The 16,922-nt window shown below is 67.6% G+C and carries 14 protein-coding genes; 12 read left to right on the top strand and 2 right to left on the bottom strand.

The window, feature by feature from the left end:
• Positions 1-14: 14 nt before the first annotated feature.
• From AC5LXK_RS08490 to AC5LXK_RS08515, 6 genes are all read left to right on the top strand, one after another.
• Positions 15-3,155, top strand: coding sequence for a multidrug efflux RND transporter permease subunit (locus AC5LXK_RS08490; protein ID WP_493388433.1), 3,141 nt, complete (start codon positions 15-17; stop codon positions 3,153-3,155).
• Complete coding sequence (locus tag AC5LXK_RS08495) at positions 3,155-4,594, top strand: efflux transporter outer membrane subunit (RefSeq protein WP_493391202.1); 1,440 nt, start codon at positions 3,155-3,157, stop codon at positions 4,592-4,594. The genes AC5LXK_RS08490 and AC5LXK_RS08495 overlap by 1 nt, the downstream gene beginning before the upstream one ends.
• Positions 4,595-5,454: 860 nt before the next feature.
• Positions 5,455-5,967, top strand: coding sequence for a fimbrial protein (locus tag AC5LXK_RS08500; RefSeq protein ID WP_034186931.1), 513 nt, complete (start codon positions 5,455-5,457; stop codon positions 5,965-5,967).
• A gap of 90 nt (positions 5,968-6,057) precedes the next feature.
• Positions 6,058-8,544 (top strand): fimbria/pilus outer membrane usher protein, encoded by a 2,487-nt coding sequence (locus AC5LXK_RS08505; protein ID WP_493388434.1) that lies wholly within the window; start codon positions 6,058-6,060, stop codon positions 8,542-8,544.
• Positions 8,545-8,560: 16 nt separating this feature from the next.
• A complete protein-coding gene (locus tag AC5LXK_RS08510) occupies positions 8,561-9,307 on the top strand; it encodes a fimbrial biogenesis chaperone (protein WP_493388436.1) in 747 nt (248 codons plus the stop codon).
• Complete coding sequence (locus AC5LXK_RS08515; protein WP_493388437.1) at positions 9,304-10,329, top strand: fimbrial protein; 1,026 nt, start codon at positions 9,304-9,306, stop codon at positions 10,327-10,329. Before AC5LXK_RS08510 ends, AC5LXK_RS08515 begins: the two co-directional genes overlap by 4 nt.
• Before the next feature lie 115 nt (positions 10,330-10,444).
• Here the strand turns inward: AC5LXK_RS08515 and AC5LXK_RS08520 are convergent, their stop codons facing one another.
• Positions 10,445-10,582 (bottom strand): HHHH-motif protein, encoded by a 138-nt coding sequence (locus tag AC5LXK_RS08520; RefSeq protein ID WP_014897078.1) that lies wholly within the window; start codon positions 10,580-10,582, stop codon positions 10,445-10,447.
• 46 nt (positions 10,583-10,628) lie between these two features.
• Positions 10,629-10,844 carry a hypothetical protein gene (locus AC5LXK_RS08525; RefSeq protein WP_493388439.1) on the bottom strand — a complete coding sequence of 72 codons (216 nt, stop codon included), beginning with the start codon at positions 10,842-10,844 and terminating at the stop codon, positions 10,629-10,631.
• Positions 10,845-11,137: 293 nt separating this feature from the next.
• On the opposite strand from AC5LXK_RS08525, the gene AC5LXK_RS08530 reads away from it, so the two are divergent.
• The 6 genes from AC5LXK_RS08530 to fhuF all read left to right on the top strand — a co-directional run bounded on the left by AC5LXK_RS08530 (position 11,138) and on the right by fhuF (position 16,918).
• Positions 11,138-11,806 (top strand): RNA polymerase factor sigma-70, encoded by a 669-nt coding sequence (locus tag AC5LXK_RS08530; protein ID WP_493388440.1) that lies wholly within the window; start codon positions 11,138-11,140, stop codon positions 11,804-11,806.
• 85 nt (positions 11,807-11,891) lie between these two features.
• Positions 11,892-12,134: an MbtH family protein gene (locus AC5LXK_RS08535; protein WP_006476052.1), complete on the top strand. Its 243-nt coding sequence runs from the start codon at positions 11,892-11,894 to the stop codon at positions 12,132-12,134.
• 44 nt (positions 12,135-12,178) lie between these two features.
• On the top strand, positions 12,179-13,186 hold the full coding sequence (locus AC5LXK_RS08540) for a TauD/TfdA family dioxygenase (protein WP_493388442.1): 1,008 nt from the start codon (positions 12,179-12,181) through the stop codon (positions 13,184-13,186).
• Positions 13,186-14,034, top strand: coding sequence for an ABC transporter ATP-binding protein (locus AC5LXK_RS08545; RefSeq protein WP_493388444.1), 849 nt, complete (start codon positions 13,186-13,188; stop codon positions 14,032-14,034). The genes AC5LXK_RS08540 and AC5LXK_RS08545 overlap by 1 nt, the downstream gene beginning before the upstream one ends.
• Positions 14,031-16,121, top strand: a complete 2,091-nt coding sequence (gene fhuB, locus AC5LXK_RS08550) for a Fe(3+)-hydroxamate ABC transporter permease FhuB (protein WP_493388445.1) — start codon at positions 14,031-14,033, stop codon at positions 16,119-16,121. The genes AC5LXK_RS08545 and fhuB overlap by 4 nt, the downstream gene beginning before the upstream one ends.
• Positions 16,118-16,918, top strand: coding sequence for a siderophore-iron reductase FhuF (fhuF, locus tag AC5LXK_RS08555; protein WP_493388447.1), 801 nt, complete (start codon positions 16,118-16,120; stop codon positions 16,916-16,918). Before fhuB ends, fhuF begins: the two co-directional genes overlap by 4 nt.
• Positions 16,919-16,922: the final 4 nt, after the last annotated feature.

Consider the following 16,922-nt stretch of genomic DNA (forward strand, 5'->3'; position numbering starts at 1 on the left):
CGGTTCAAACCAACATGGCACGTTTCTTTATCGATCGCCCCGTCTTTGCGTGGGTGATCGCCATCTTCATCATGCTGGGCGGCCTGTTCGCGATTCGCGCGCTGCCCGTGGCGCAGTACCCGGACATCGCACCGCCCGTCGTCAGCATCTATGCGACGTACCCGGGCGCGTCCGCGCAGGTCGTCGAGGAATCGGTGACCGCGCTGATCGAGCGCGAGATGAACGGCGCGCCGGGGCTGATGTATACGTCGGCGACGAGCAGCGCCGGGATGGCGTCGCTGTACCTGACGTTCAAGCAGGGCGTGAACGCCGATCTCGCGGCCGTCGAAGTGCAGAACCGGCTGAAGACGGTCGACGCACGCTTGCCCGAACCCGTGCGCCGGGACGGCATCCAGGTCGAGAAGGCCGCCGACAACATCCAGCTCGTCGTGTCGCTGACGTCGGAAGACGGCCGGATGACCGCGGTGCAGCTCGGCGAGTATGCGTCGGCGAACGTCGTGCAGGCGCTGCGCCGCGTCGAGGGTGTCGGCAAGGTGCAGTTCTGGGGCGCCGAATATGCGATGCGGATCTGGCCCGACCCGGTGAAGATGGCCGGGCACGGCCTCACCGCGTCGGACATCGCATCGGCCGTGCGTGCGCACAACGCGCGCGTGACGATCGGCGACATCGGCCGCAGCGCGGTGCCGGACAGCGCGCCGATCGCGGCGACCGTGTTTGCCGACGCGCCGCTGAAGACGCCGGCCGATTTCGGCGCGATCGCGCTGCGCGCGCAACCCGACGGCTCCGCGCTGTTCCTGCGTGACGTCGCGCGCATCGAGTTCGGCGGCAACGACTACAACTATCCGTCGTACGTGAATGGCAAGGTCGCGACCGGGATGGGCATCAAGCTCGCGCCGGGCTCGAACGCGGTGTCCACCGAGAAGCGCGTGCGCGCGACGATGGACGAGCTGTCCGCGTACTTCCCGCCGGGCGTGAAATACCAGATTCCGTACGAGACGTCGTCGTTCGTGCGCGTGTCGATGAACAAGGTCGTCACGACGCTGATCGAGGCCGGCGTGCTGGTGTTCCTCGTGATGTTCCTGTTCATGCAGAACCTGCGCGCGACGCTGATTCCGACGCTCGTCGTGCCGGTCGCGCTCGCGGGCACGTTCGGTGTGATGTATGCAGCCGGTTTCTCGATCAACGTGCTGACGATGTTCGGCATGGTGCTCGCGATCGGCATCCTCGTCGACGACGCGATCGTCGTCGTCGAGAACGTCGAGCGGCTGATGGTCGAGGAAGGGCTCGATCCGTACGACGCGACCGTCAAGGCGATGAAGCAGATCAGCGGCGCGATCATCGGGATCACCGTGGTGCTGACGTCGGTGTTCCTACCGATGGCGTTCTTCGGCGGTGCGGTGGGCAACATCTACCGGCAGTTCGCGCTGTCGCTCGCGGTGTCGATCGGCTTCTCGGCGTTCCTCGCGCTGTCGCTGACGCCCGCGCTGTGCGCGACGCTGCTCAAGCCGGTGTCCGGCGACCATCACGAGAAGCGCGGCTTCTTCGGCTGGTTCAACCGCTTCGTCGCACGCGCGACGCAGCGCTATGCGACGCGCGTCGGCACGATGCTGAAGAAGCCGGTGCGCTGGCTCGTCGTCTACGGTGCGCTGACCGCGGCCGCGGCGCTGATGCTCACGCAGCTGCCGACCGCGTTCCTGCCGGACGAGGACCAGGGCAATTTCATGGTGATGGTGATCCGCCCGCAAGGCACGCCGCTCGCGGAAACGATGCAGAGCGTGCGCGAGGTCGAGTCGTACATCCGCAAGGATGAACCGGCCGCGTATACGTTCGCGCTCGGCGGCTTCAACCTGTACGGCGAAGGGCCGAACGGCGGGATGATCTTCGTCACGCTGAAGAACTGGAAGGAGCGCAAGGCCGTGCACGATCACGTGCAGTCGATCGTCGCGCGCATCAACGAGCGCTTCGCGGGCACGCCGAACACGACGGTGTTCGCGATGAACTCGCCGGCGCTGCCCGATCTCGGCTCGTCGAGCGGCTTCGACTTCCGGTTGCAGAACCGCGGCGGGCTCGACTACGCGACATTCAGCGCCGCGCGCGAGCAGCTGCTCGCGGCAGGCGGCAAGGATCGCGCGCTCACCGACCTGATGTTCGCGGGCACGCAGGATGCGCCGCAACTGAAGCTCGACATCGATCGCGCGAAGGCGTCCGCGCTCGGCGTGTCGATGGACGAGATCAACACGACGCTCGCGGTGATGTTCGGCTCCGACTACATCGGCGACTTCATGCACGGCACGCAGGTGCGGCGCGTGATGGTGCAGGCCGACGGGGTGCACCGGCTCGATCCGGACGACGTGAAGAAGCTGCGCGTGCGCAACGCGCGCGGCGAGATGGTGCCGCTCGCGGCGTTCACGACGTTGCACTGGACGCTCGGGCCGCCGCAGCTCACGCGCTACAACGGCTACCCGTCGTTCACGATCAACGGTTCGGCCGCGGCAGGCCACAGCAGCGGCGAAGCGATGACCGCAATCGAGAAAATCGCCGCGAAGCTGCCGGCCGGCATCGGCTACGCGTGGTCGGGGCAGTCGTTCGAGGAGCGGCTGTCGGGCGCGCAGGCGCCGATGCTGTTCGCGCTGTCGGTGCTCGTCGTGTTCCTCGCGCTCGCGGCGTTGTACGAGAGCTGGTCGATTCCGTTCGCGGTGATGCTGGTCGTCCCGCTCGGCGTGATCGGCGCGGTGCTCGGCGTCACGCTGCGGATGATGCCGAACGACATCTATTTCAAGGTGGGGCTGATCGCGACGATCGGGTTGTCCGCGAAGAACGCGATCCTGATCGTCGAGGTCGCTAAGGATCTCGTTGCGCAGCGCATGTCGCTCGTCGACGCGGCGCTCGAGGCCGCGCGCCTGCGGCTGCGGCCGATCGTGATGACGTCGCTTGCGTTCGGCGTCGGCGTGCTGCCGCTCGCGTTCGCGACGGGGGCGGCGTCGGGCGCGCAGATGGCGATCGGCACCGGTGTGCTCGGCGGCGTGATCACGGCGACCGTGCTCGCGGTGTTCCTCGTCCCGCTGTTTTTCGTGATCGTCGGCCGCCTGTTCGACGTCGGCCCGCGCCGGCGCGGCGGGGCGAAGCCGGCGGCGATGGAGGGTTCGCAACCATGATGTTTGCGCTGAATGCACGCGCCGCGCTGCGGGTTCAGGTCGCGCTGGCCGCCGCGCTCGCGCTCGCCGGATGCTCGCTCGCGCCGCGTTACGAGCGCCCGGCGGCGCCGGTGCCGGCGACCTATGTACCGGCCGGCGAACCGGCGGCGGCGCAGGATGCCGCGCTGCTCGACGACTGGCATGCCTATTTCACCGATCCGGGGCTGCAGGCGTGGATCGACGCGGCACTCGCGAACAACCGCGACCTGCGGATCGCGGCCGGCCGGCTCGAGGAAGCACGTGCGCTGTACGGCGTGCAGCGCGCGGACCTGATGCCGTCGGTCGATGCGAATCTCGGCTATGAACGCACACGGCAGTACGACCCGGTCGTGCGCGAAAGCGCGATCAGCGGGCTGTATCGCGCGGGCGTCGGCGTCAGTGCATACGAGCTCGACCTGTTCGGCCGCGTACGCAACCTGTCCGATGCAGCGCTCGCCGAGTATTTCGCGACGGCCGATGCGCAGCGCACGGTCCGCATCGGCGTGATCGCGGAAGTGGCGGGCGCCTACGTATCGGAGCGTTCGCTGCACGAGCAGCTGGCGCTGGCGCAGCGCACGCTCGACGCACGCGAGCGTATGGCCGCGCTCACGCAGCGCCGCTACGCGGCCGGCACGAGCGACGCGATCGAGCTGCGCTCGGCCGAGATGCTGGTGGCGTCCGCACGCGCATCGCAGGCCGCGCTGCAGCGCGAGCATGCGCAGGCGGTACGGTCGCTGCAGCTGCTGGCGGGCGATTTCGCACGCAACGTGCCCGACGACGCGACTGCGCTCGACACGCTGTCGATCGCACCTGTCGCGCCGGGCGCGCCGAGCGAACTGCTCGAACGGCGGCCGGACATCCGGCAGGCCGAGGCGCGGCTCAAGGCCGCGAACGCGCAGATCGGCGCCGCGCGCGCGGCGTTCTTTCCGCGTATCGCGCTGACGACCGACTACGGCTCGGTGAGCGACGCGTTCTCGAGCCTGTTCGCGGCCGGCACGAGCGTATGGACGTTCGCGCCGCGCATCACGCTGCCGATCTTCGCGGGTGGGCGCAATCGCGCGAACCTCGATGTCGCGAACGCGCGCAAGCACATCGCGGTCGCCGAGTACGAGAAAACCGTGCAGACGGCATTCCGCGAAGTGGCCGACGCGTTCGTCGCGCGCGACTGGATCGATCGCCAGCTGGCTGCGCAACAGGACGTCAATGCGGCGGACGGTGCGCGGCTGAAGCTTGCGGAGCGTCGTTATGCGGGCGGGGTCGCGACCTATCTCGAACTGCTCGATGCGCAGCGCAGCACGTACGAGTCGGGGCAGGAGCTGATCCGGCTCAGGCAGTTGAGGCTCGCGAACGCAATCGCGCTGTACCGTGCGCTCGGCGGCGGCTGGGCGCCGGCCTCGGCAGAGGCCGCGGCTTCCGCATGATGTGAGATCGGTTGCCCGGTGCGGTGACGCATCGGGCAACATGACGGCGGCCGCACGATTCGACGGGCGGCCGCCGACACGCCGGTCGTGCCGCCCGTCGTATCGCCGATCGCTTCCGGCGTTTCCTTTCGCTGTCCAGCGAGCCATCCACACACATTTTTATCGCGCGGCAGGGCGGAGGTGCGCCTTGCGCGACACCCCGCATCCGGCGACCGATCGTGTCGCCCGCCGGCGCAAACGTGTGCGGCACATTCTCATCGTTTCGTCTCGTCGATCCAGGCCGGCAAATCGCGCTCCGACGCACGCGCATACGCACGATTCCCGATCGGGAATTGACGGCCGGATTAATCAATGCATTGGAATTAATCGGGGTGGCAAAGTGTCGCAGTAAAACGTTTGTATTCTTTTCGCAATCGTTTGCGCGATAAATCGGGATTGATGAAGGGCCTCGGTTAATTTCCTGTCAGTTGAAAATGATTCGATTTCAATGTTGCCGCCGGACAACGATGGCGGCATTTGACAATATTTTGTCTTTTTCGGGGTGGATCCCGTCCGGGCCAATGCTGGAAAGGAGAAGCGGGGTGCCGTCGGTTATCTTGGAGAAAACCCCTTAATCTTCAAACGGTTCCGGAAAATAAAAAAGGACTGCGGATAAAAAATCCCGGATTGAAAATTGGAAGGAAAGAATGCGGTTTTAGAGCGGTAAATCGGACATTGTCAGAACCATTTGACAATGATTTACAGAAATCTTTCATGATTATCTCGATAATGCCGCCTCGTGACGGACGGGAGCCAACCATGCGCTGCCGTTTATGTCCGCCACGTTGTCCACTCAATTTGCAGTCCTTACGGGAAACGTCATGAAAAAATCCATCCTGACCGCTGTCGCACTCGCGGCCCTGTCGACCTCGGCCTTCGCAGCGGGCACCGGCACGATCAACTTCACGGGCGAGATCGTCGCGGGCGCATGCGGCATCGACTCGGGCTCGGTCAACCAGACCGTGAACCTCGGCAAGGTGCCGACCAACGTGTTCAAGCAAGCCGGCGACAAGTCCACGCCGACCAATTTCGACATCAAGCTGACCGACTGCGACACCAGCATCGCGCAGAACGCGTACTTCACGTTCACGGGCACGTCGAGCGCAGGCCAGCCGAAGCTGCTCGCCACGATCGGTTCGGCAACCAACGTCGGCATCCGCCTGCAGGCTGCATCGGGTGAGTACCTCGACAACGGCGCCGAGCAGAAGGCACCGACCGTGCTGCAGAACGGCACGAACATCGCACGCTTCGCAGCCATGTACGAAGCGACGGCAGCCGGCGTGACGCCGGGTACCGCCGACGGCGTCGCGAACTTCACGGTCCGCTACCAGTAAGCGTCCGTACCGGAGGAGGGATGCGTGCATCCCTTCCTCCTTCTTCCGTCCTCCCGTTTTCCCTTTTCCTCGGACTTCCGGTAGCGCCGCGTGCGAATCAGACATTCCTTCCTTTGCGTCTCCGTGCTGGTCGTCGGCAGCCAGAGCCATGCGACGGAATTCAATTCGTCGTTCCTGAACATCGACGGCACGAACAACGTCGACCTGTCGCAGTTCTCGCAGGCGGACTTCACGTTGCCGGGCGAATACATGCTCGACGTGCAGGTCAACGACCTGTTCTACGGGCTGCAATCGATCGAGTTCATCGCCGTCGACGCGTCGGGCGCGGGCAAGCCGTGCCTGCGGCCGGAGCTCGTCGCGCAGTTCGGGCTGAAGCCGTCGCTCGCGAAGGACCTGCCGCGCTTCCAGGGCGGACGTTGCGTCGACCTCGGTGCGATCGAGGGCGCGACCGTGCGTTACCTGAAAAGCGACGGGCGGCTCAAGATCACGATTCCGCAGGCCGCCCTCGAATTCACCGATTCGACCTACCTGCCGCCGGAGCGCTGGTCCGAAGGGATTCCGGGCGCGATGCTCGACTATCGCGTGATCGCGAACACGAACCGCAACTTCGGTGCGGGCGGCAGCCAGACGAATTCGATCCAGGCCTACGGGACGGTTGGCGCGAACTGGGATGCATGGCGCTTTCGCGGCGACTACCAGGCGCAATCGAACGTGGGCAATACGGCGTACGCGGACCGCACGTTCCGCTTCAGCCGGCTGTATGCATTTCGCGCGTTGCCGTCGATCCAGTCGACGGTGACGTTCGGCGACGACTACCTGACCTCCGACATCTTCGACACGTTCGCGCTGACGGGCGCGTCGATCCGCAGCGACGACCGCATGCTGCCGCCGTCGCTGCGCGGCTATGCGCCGCTGATCTCGGGCGTCGCGCGCACCAACGCGACCGTGACCGTGTCGCAGGCGGGCCGCGTGCTGTACGTGACGCGCGTGTCGCCGGGCGCCTTCGCGCTGCAGAACATCAACACGAGCGTGCAGGGCACGCTCGACGTCGCGGTCGAGGAAGAGGACGGCAGCGTCCAGCGCTTCCAGGTGACGACGGCCGCCGTGCCGTTCCTCGCGCGCACCGGGCAGTTGCGCTACAAGGCCGCGGTCGGCAAGCCGCGCCTGTTCGGCAGCGCTGGCATCACGCCGTTCTTCGGTTTCGGCGAAATCGCGTACGGCCTGCCGTTCGACGTCACCGCGTACGGCGGCTTTATCGCCGCGTCGGGCTATACGTCGATCGCGCTCGGCGTCGGCCGCGATTTCGGCGCGTTCGGCGCGGTGTCGGCCGACGTCACGCATGCACGGGCGCGCCTGTGGTGGAACGGCGTGACGCGCAACGGCAACTCGTATCGCATCAATTATTCGAAGCACTTCGACGGGCTCGACGCCGACGTGCGCTTCTTCGGCTATCGTTTTTCCGAACGCGAATACACGAATTTCGCGCAGTTCTCCGGCGACCCGACCGCGTACGGCCTCGCCAACAGCAAGCAGCGCTATTCGGCGACGATGTCGAAGCGCTTCGGCGATACGTCGACCTATTTCTCGTACGACCAGACAACCTACTGGGCGCGCTCGTCCGAGCAGCGAGTCGGCATCACGCTGACGCGCGCGTTCTCGATCGGCACGCTGCGCAACGTGAACGTCAGCATGTCGGCATTCCGTACGCAGAGTGCGGGCGCGAGCGGCAACCAGTTCTCGGTGACGGCCACGCTGCCGATCGGCGGCCGCCACACCGTCACGTCGAACGTGACGACGGGCAGCGGCAGCACGAGCGTGAACGCCGGTTACATCTACGACGATCCGGCCGGCCGCACCTACCAGGTCAATGCGGGCGAAACCGATGGCCGCCCGTCGGCGAACGCGAGCTTCCGCCAACGCACGTCGGCGTACCAGCTCACCGCGCAGGCGTCGACGCTCGCCAATGCGTATGCGGCCGCGTCGCTCGAAGTCGACGGCTCGTTCGTCGCGACGCAGTACGGCGTGTCCGCGCATGCGAACGGCAATGCGGGCGATACGCGCCTGCTGGTGTCCACCGACGGCGTGCCCGACGTGCCGCTGTCCGGCACGCTCGCGCACACCGATTCGCGCGGCTATGCGGTGCTCGACGGCATCTCGCCGTACAACGTGTACGACGCGACCGTCAACGTCGAGAAGCTGCCGCTCGAAGTGCAGGTGACGAACCCGATCCAGCGCATGGTGCTGACCGACGGCGCGATCGGCTTCGTGAAGTTCTCCGCCGCGCGCGGCAGCAACCTGTACCTGACGCTGACCGATGCGGCCGGCAAGCCGCTGCCGTTCGGTGCGTCGGTGCAGGACGCGGCGAACGGCAAGGAACTCGGCATCGTCGGCGAAGCGGGTGCGGCGTTCCTGACCCAGGTTCAGCCGAAGTCGACGCTGGCGGTGCGTGCGGGCGAACGCACGCTCTGCACGGTCGATGCCCTGCCGAACCAGCTCCAGCTCGAAGGCACGCCGATCCCGGTGACGTGCCAGACGCCCGGCGAGTCGCATGCAGCGGCCGCGCGGGTCGAACGATGATTTCATGGATCCAGCGATGAAGAACGTTTTTTCCCTTTCCTTTCCGCGGCGCGCGTGGTGCGTGCTTGCAACCGCCGGCACCCTGCTCGCGGGCGCCGCACATGCGGCGATCGTGCCCGACCGCACGCGCGTGATCTTCAACGAAGGCGAACAGGCCGCGATCGTCACGATCACGAACAAGAGCACGACGTATCCGTATCTCGTGCAGTCGTGGCTCGAGGACGCGAAAGGCAACAAGATCACGTCGCCGCTGATGGTCGTGCCGCCGCTGCAGCGCGTCGAGGCGAACGAGCGCAACGTGCTGCGGATCGCGAAGCTGCCGGGCACCGAGCTGCCGGCCGATCGCGAATCGGTGTTCTACCTGAACATCCGCGAAGTGCCGCCGAAGACCGATACGCCGAACACGCTGCAGATCGCGCTGCATACGCAGATGAAGCTGTTCTACCGGCCGAAGGCCGTGCAGCCCGCGCGCGACGAGGACTGGACGCTGCCGATGACGCTGCGTGTCGATTCGGCCGCGCACAAGCTCGTGTTCGACAACCCGACGCCGTACCACGTGACGGTGGTCGACGTGAGCGCGGGCGCGCAGAAGACGCCGGTGCCGATCGAGCCGGTGATGGTGAGCCCGATGAGCACGGCCGACGTGCCGTTCAAGGCCGCGACGCCGTCGACGCTGTTCATCACGCATATCGACGATTACGGCGGCCAGGTGGCGGTCGAGTATGCGTGCGACGCGGGTGCCTGCAAGAGCGTGAAGAAATGAGCGGGCACGGGCAACAGGGAAGCCGATCGATGGTGTTCTGGCTGCGCTGGGCGATGTTCGCGGTGCTGATCGCCGCCATGCAGCCTGCGTTGGCGGTACGTTGCGTGACCAGCAGCGGCGCGACATCGATGACGGAACCGATCGGGGGCGTGGCGTCCTATCCGACGGATGCACCGGATGGTTATGTCATCTGGGTGTCGCCGGTGCGTTCGACGACGGGCTACTGCTTCAAGGATCTTGGCGGCAAGGGCAATATCGACATCGATGACCCGATCTCGTTCTACGCGAATCCGAACAAGCAGAACCCGGCAGCCTGGGGGCTCGAGATCGGCATCCGCTATCAGGGCACCGACTATTTCGGCGCGGGGAGCCAGCCTGGCACGGGCGTGCCGACCGGCAAGACGGTTCCGGCATGTACCGACCGCGAACTGAGCGCGGGTCGTTGCCCGAGAGTCCCGATCGATATCGCCTATCAGGTAGTGGTTCGCAAGCGCGGTTCATGGGTGCAACCGCCGAGCGATATCTATACGGTATTCCAGTTCGACGGGGCGAAGGGGCTGAATGCGATCAACCCGAGCTTCCAGTACCGGCTGAGCGGCCTGCGCAATCTCAAGCCGACGCCGTGCTTCGTCGACGTGCTCGTGACGCCCGAGCCGGGCATCGTCAATTTCGGACAGGTGCAGGCGGTGGGCAACGGCTTCTTGCCGGCGGTGCCGCGCAAGCGGTTTTCGCTGTCGTTGACGAAGAAATGCAACGTCGCGGTACGCGTCGACGGGTACTTCGAAACGAGCTACCCGGTGAAGAACGGCTTGCTGGTGCCCGCGAAGGACAGCAATTTCGGCATCGGCATCGAGGACAGCCAGGGCAAGGCGATTCCGTTCAACGAACAGTTCAACCTCGCGCAATTCCCTGCCAACGTCATGAACCAGAGCGTCCTGATGGACGCGGTGCTGAAGTCGTTCGGGCCGCCGAAGATCGGGCGGTTCGACGCGACGGCGACGATCCGGTTGTTCATCTACTGACGTGGCCCCGCACGTTCCGAGTGGACGTGAGGGGCGGTGCCGGCTTCAAGGTTCCGGCCGGCACAACGAAAAAGCGCCGGCTTGCCGGCGCTTTCCTGTATCTGCTGCGCGAGACTCAGCGCACCCAGCGGCACACCTTGTGATGATGATGCTCGAAGTGGCATACACGGTGCGGATGCGCTTCGGCGATCGCCGGCACGAGCACGGCGGCGGCAACGGCGGCAGCGGTCAGGGTTTTCAGTAGCGTTTTCATGTTGAGGTCCTGTCGTGGATGAGCGGATTACGGGTGCGGCAGGGCATTACCACTGCGGCCGCTGATCGTCGCGATGATCGTCATGCCCACCGGGATGCTGCGCTTCCCAGTCGCGGCGTTCCCAGTAGCGATGCCCGTCCCAGTAACGATCGCCATGCCAGCCGATCGTGACTTCGGCGGGGCCGGGGTAGGCCACGCACCCGGTGAGCATCACGCTCGACAGCGCGCCCACCATGACGGCGGATAACACGATGGATTTCATGTTGTTCTCCCTTGGAAACAGCAACTCGATCGTACGAGCCCCCAAAATTTCACGTGGTAATAAGTTGCTACCGCAAATAACAGCTGCAGGCCGTTCGTCAGACACGTGAAAGCATGTGTCGGCGCGGTGCAAGCCGGGCGCAGCGGCCGATGCACCTGCCGTTCGTCCCGGCAACGGTTCCGCCAATTATTCAGACAAATCCCGACAACTGAAAGGGACATGCGGTAATCAGATTGAGAATGATTTGCGTTTACGTTAAATTGCGCTATCTCGGAATTTGACGGAGCAGATCGATGGCCATGGCGGAAGTGCTCGACCGACCGGCGGCAGCAGCGGCGAACCCGTTCCTCGGCAGTTATCCGGACCTGCCGCCGCGCGTCGCGCCGCGGGCACGCCGTGCCGCGGAGCCTCGCGCGCAGGGTGCATTGCTCGACGTGCTGATCTCGCATCGCGCGATGCTCGTCAATGTCGCGCGTGGCTTCGTCGGCTGCGCGAGCCGCGCCGAGGATGTCGTGCACGACGTATTCGTCAAGCTCGTCGAATTCCCGAACCAGGATGCGGTGCGCCAGCCGGTCGCGTACGTGACGCGGATGGTGCGCAATGCGTCGATCGACGCATGTCGCCGGCAAAGCCTCGAGAACGTCTATCACACGGAAGAGGACGACGGCTTCGACGTGCCGTCGCCCGAGCCGACGCCGGAAGCCGCGCTGGTGACGCGCGACACGCTGCGGCGCGTGTGGGCGGCGCTCGACGACCTGCCGGCGCGCAGCCGCGCGGCATTCGAGATGGTGCGGCTGCGCGAGGAGACGCTGCAGACCGCAGCGCGCGCGCTGAACGTGTCGCAGACCCTCGTGCATTTCATGGTGCGCGATGCGGAGCGCCACTGCGCGGAATGCCTCGACGCGTGCCATCGCGGCGCGGCGTGCCCGGTGTTCCAGGGCGGCCGCGCGCGGCGGCGGTAAAAAAACGTGCCGACCAACCGTCTATCAGACAGGAGCGGCCGAATTCGCCGCTTCGCCTCCTTCAACCGCCCAGCGATTTCCGATCATGACGCAAGCCCCGACGCCTTCCGCCGACACCGACGATCTCGTCTACACCGTCGTCATCAACGACGAAGAACAGTATTCGATCTGGCCGACGTTCCGGCCCGTACCGGCCGGCTGGCGCGAAGTCGGCGTGAGCGGCCCGAAGGCAGACTGTCTCGCGCACATCGAGACCGTCTGGACCGACATGCGCCCCGCGAGCCTGCGCCGCGCGATGGACGGCGAACGCGCGACCCGCGCATCGTGACCCGCCGCGCCGCGATCCGGCGCGCTACCTGAAGAGGACGTTGCATGACCCTGCTTTCGTTGCCGACGCTCGACGACCTGCGTATCGAGCCGGGGCTGCCCACCGTCGTGTCGCCGCGCGGCAGCGACGGGATGTCGATCGACGACGTCGCGCCGCTGGCGCGCGAGATCGCGGCCGACACGCTCGAACGGGCGGGCGGCGTACTGTTCACGGGCTTTCACGTGCCGTCGATCGACGCGTTCCAGCAGTTCGCGGCGTCGTTCGGCGATCCGCTGATCGGTTACGAATACGCGTCGACGCCGCGCAGCCAGGTCGAAGGCGCCGTCTACACGTCGACCGAATACCCGCCGCACCGCGCGATTCCGCTGCACAACGAGCAGTCGTATACGCGCGAATGGCCGCTGCGGATCTGGTTCCACTGCGCGCTCGCCGCGCCGAAGGGCGGGGCGACGCCGATCGCGGACAGCCGCGCGGTGTATCGCGCGCTCGATCCGGCGCTCGTCGCACGCTTCGAGAAGCGCGAGCTGCTGTACGTGCGCAATTTCGGGCAGGGGCTCGACCTGCCGTGGCAGCAGTCGTTCGGTACCGAGGAGCCGGCCGAGGTCGAGCGGATGTGCGCGGCGCGCGGCATCGAATGCACATGGCGCACCGATGACGACGGCGAACTGCTGCTGCGCACGCGCGAACGCTGCCAGGCCGTCGCGCGCCATCCGCGCACCGGCGACCGCGTGTGGTTCAACCAGGCGAACCTGTTTCACCTGTCGTCGCTCGACGACGACATGCAGGAAGCGCTCGTCGACGCGGTCGGGCTCGAGAACGTGCCGCGCAACGTGTACTACGGCGACGGCGAGCCGCTCGAGGCCGATGCGCTCGCGGAAATCCGCGGCGTGCTCGACCAGCAGCGCATCGTGTTCCCGTGGCGCACGGGCGACGTGCTGATGCTCGACAACATGCTGACCGCGCATGCACGCGACCCGTTCGAGGGGCCGCGCAAGGTCGTCGTCGCCATGGCGCAGAGTTATACGGTCCCGCGCGGCCGAACGGAGGATTGATGACGCGTAGTACCGCCGCGCTTGCCGCGCGCGGGCTGTCGGTGGGATATCGCGACCATGTCGTGATCGACGGGCTGGACCTGTCGATCGCGGCCGGCCGCGTAACCGCGCTGTGCGGACCGAACGGCTGCGGCAAGAGCACGCTGCTGCGCACGCTCGCGGGTCTGCAGCCCGCGCGTGCCGGCCATGTCGAAGTGAACGGCAAACCGCTCGCGTCGTTTCGTCGTCGCGCGCTCGCGCGCGAGCTGACGATGCTCGCGCAGTTCAACCAGATTCCGTCGGGCCTCACGGTGCGCGAACTCGTCGCGTACGGGCGCTACGCTTACGGCGGCTTCCTGCGAGGCCTGTCGCGGGTCGACCATGCGGCGATCGACGAGGCGCTCGAGACGAGCGGCCTCGCCGGCGACGCGGACCGCGACGTCGGCGCGCTGTCGGGCGGCGAACGCCAGCGCGCGTGGATCGCGATGGCGCTCGCGCAGCAGGCGCCGATCGTGCTGCTCGACGAACCGACGACCTATCTCGACATCCATCACCAGCTCGACATCCTCGACGCGCTGCGCACGCTGAACCGCACGCGCGGGCTGACGATCGTGTGGGTGCTGCACGACCTGAACCAGGCGGCCGCGTACAGCGACGAGATCGTGCTGATGCGCGCGGGCCGCCTCGTCGCACAGGGCTCGCCCGACGCGATGCTCGATCCGGCGCGGCTGCGTGCCGCGTTCGGCGTCGAGATGCTGAAGCTCGCGCATCCGCAGACGGGCGCGCCGATGTGCGTGCCGGCCTACGGGCCGTCGACCGACGGCGCACCGCAGGCGGCCGGCGTCTTCGACCGGGATCTCGCCGTATGACGACGTTCGCGATGCGCAAGCGCCTCGCGGCGACGGGGAAGGGTGCGGCCACGGGCCGGGCCGGTGCGATCGCATTCGGCCTCGTTGCGCTGATCGCGATACTCGCGGTGCTGCGCATCGCCCCCGATCTGCGCGTGTGGTGGGACGCGGTGCCCGGCAGCGATGCCGCGTCGCTCGCGCACGTGTTCCTGTTCGATCTCAATCTGCCGCGCGTCGCGGCCGCGCTCGTCGCGGGCGGCTGCCTCGGTATCGCTGGCGCGCTGTTCCAGTCGCTCACGCGCAATCCGCTCGCGTCGCCCGACCTGCTCGGCGTGACGGGCGGCGCCCAGCTCGGCCTGCTCGCGGCGATGCTCGTGCCGGCCCTGGCGGGCGTCGCGTCGGTGCCGCTGCTGTTCGTCTGCGGGCTCGCCGCGGCCGCATGCGCGATCGTCGCGGCCGGCGGCTGGCGTGCGACGCCGTTGCGGCTCGTGCTGGCAGGCAGCGTGTGCATGCTGCTGTTCGCCGCGCTGTCGACGCTCGTGCTCGCGTTCTTCGAACAGAACATCGCGGGGGCCGCGCTGTGGACCAACGGCAGCCTGTACCAGCCGGGCGCGACGGGCCTCGCGCTCGCCGCGCGCTGGCTCGTCGTGCCGCTGGTCGCCTTGCCGTTCGTGATCCGGCCGCTGAATCCGCTCACGCTCGGCGACGACGCGGCCGCCGCGGCCGGCGTGCGCGTCGATGCCACACGGCTCGCCGCGACGATCGTCGCGGTTGCGTTCACCAGCGTGGCCGTCAGTATCGCGGGCCCGCTGTCGTATGTCGGACTCGTCGCGCCGAACCTGTTGCGCCAGGTGCGCGGCGCGCGCGCGGCGCGGCTCGGCGTGCTGGTGCCGCTGTCGGCGCTCACCGGTGGCGCACTCGTGCTCGGCACCGACAGCGCGGTGCTCGCGTCGGGCCTCGACGCGACGTTGTCGACCGGCGTGGCGATCGCGCTGGTCGGTACGCCGCTGATGCTCGCGATGATCCGGCGCGGCGCCGCGTGGTCGGGCGTGCTGCACGCGGATGCCGAACGCACGGCGGGCGGCGGTTCGACGCGGCTCGTCGGCTGGCTCGAACGGCTCGGCTGGCCGCTGCGCACGGCGCTGTTCGTCGCGATCGGCGTGCTGGTCGTGTTCGTCGGTGTGTCGGCCGGCCCCGAGTGGCTGTCGCCCGCGCGCTGGTCCGCTGCGCTGTCCGGTCACGACGCGTTCGCACGGATGCTGATCGACCTGCGGATGCCGCGCCTGCTGTGCGCGCTGCTTGCCGGCGCGCTGCTCGCCGTCAGCGGCGTCGCGATGCAGAGCGTCGTACGCAACCCGCTCGCGGGCCCCGAAGTGCTCGGCGTCACGCAGGGCGCGGGGCTCGTCACGCTGTTCGCGCTGTCGACGTGGCCGCTGATGGGCCACGTGACGCTCGCGGCTGCTGCACTGATCGGCGGCGGCCTGTCGCTCGCGATCACGCTGGCATTGAATCACCGTCATCGCTACGCGCCGCTCGCGGTCGCGCTGACCGGCATCGCGATCGGCGCGCTGTGGACGACGCTCGCGCAATGGCTGATCACGCAGGAAAGCGTGCAGCCCGCGCGCTTCGTCGTGTGGCTCGTCGGCGGCACCTACGGCCGCAGTTGGGGCGAGGTGTCGATGCTGTTGCCATGGTGCGTGCTCGCGGTGCCCGTGTTCGCGTGGCTCGCGAAACCGCTCGACATGCTCGCGCTCGGCGACGACCAGGCAGCCGCGCTCGGCCTGCCGGTGGCCGCGCTGCGGCCGCTCGCGCTGACGATCGCGACGCTCGCCGCGTGCGCGGCCGTCGCGGCGGTCGGGCCGGTCGGCTTCATCGGATTGATGGCGCCGCACGTCGCGACGATGCTCGGCGCGCGCCGGCATCGCACGCGGCTGTGGCTCGCGGCCGCATGCGGCGCGCTGATCCTCGGTGTCGCGGATCTCGCGGCCCGCACGGTCGTCGCGCCGCGCGAAGTGCCGGCCGGCGTGCTGACCGCGCTGATCGGCGCGCCGTACCTGCTCGGGCTGCTGATTCTCGAGGGGCGCCGCGCCCGGCGCGCGGGGCGATGACGCCGGTGCTCGACAGCACGCGCGCCATGCGCTTTTCGGCGTTCGCGCCCGAACCGTTCGCCGAACATCTCGACGTCGTGTGGCTCGGCATGCCCGACGATGCGCACGCGCCGGGCCGCCTCGTCGTGCCCGTCAGCGCCTTGCCCGCGCACCGCGACGCGGTGCTCGACGCGATGGTCGGCCATTACGGCGGCGATCCGGCGCAGCATGCGCGCGCGCTGATGTCGCAATGGAGCAAATACTATTTCGGCCGTGCGGCGCCGGCCGGCGTCGTCGCCGCGCTGACGCTCGGCCGTCCGCTCGACATGACGCCCGAGCGCACGTTCGTCGCGCTCGACGACGGGATGCCGGCCGCGCTGTATTTCGCGGCGGACGCGCTCGGCGCGCCATGCGACGATCCTGAGCCGCGCTATGCGGGGCTCATTGCGCATCTCGGCGCGGTGATCGACCTGCTCGCGGCGATGGGCCGCGTCACGCCACGGGTGCTGTGGAGCAACGCGGGCAATCTGCTCGACTATCTGCTCGATACGTATCGTTCGCTGCCGTGCGCGGCCGATCCCGTCCGCGATGCCGACTGGCTGTTCGGTTCGACCTGCGTGCACGGCGAGCCGAATCCGCTGCGCATGCCCGTGCGCGATGCCGTGCCGCGCTCGGCGCTGCTGCCGACGCCGTTTCGCGCGCGCCGCGTGTGTTGCCTGCGCTATGAAATTCCTGGAGAGACGCAACTGTGTGGAAGCTGCCCCCTGCTACTGACGATGGACGACGCGGCGCTGGCCGAGCAGGGCGCGACCCGGTGACGCA

Source organism: Burkholderia pulmonis (assembly GCF_984667975.1).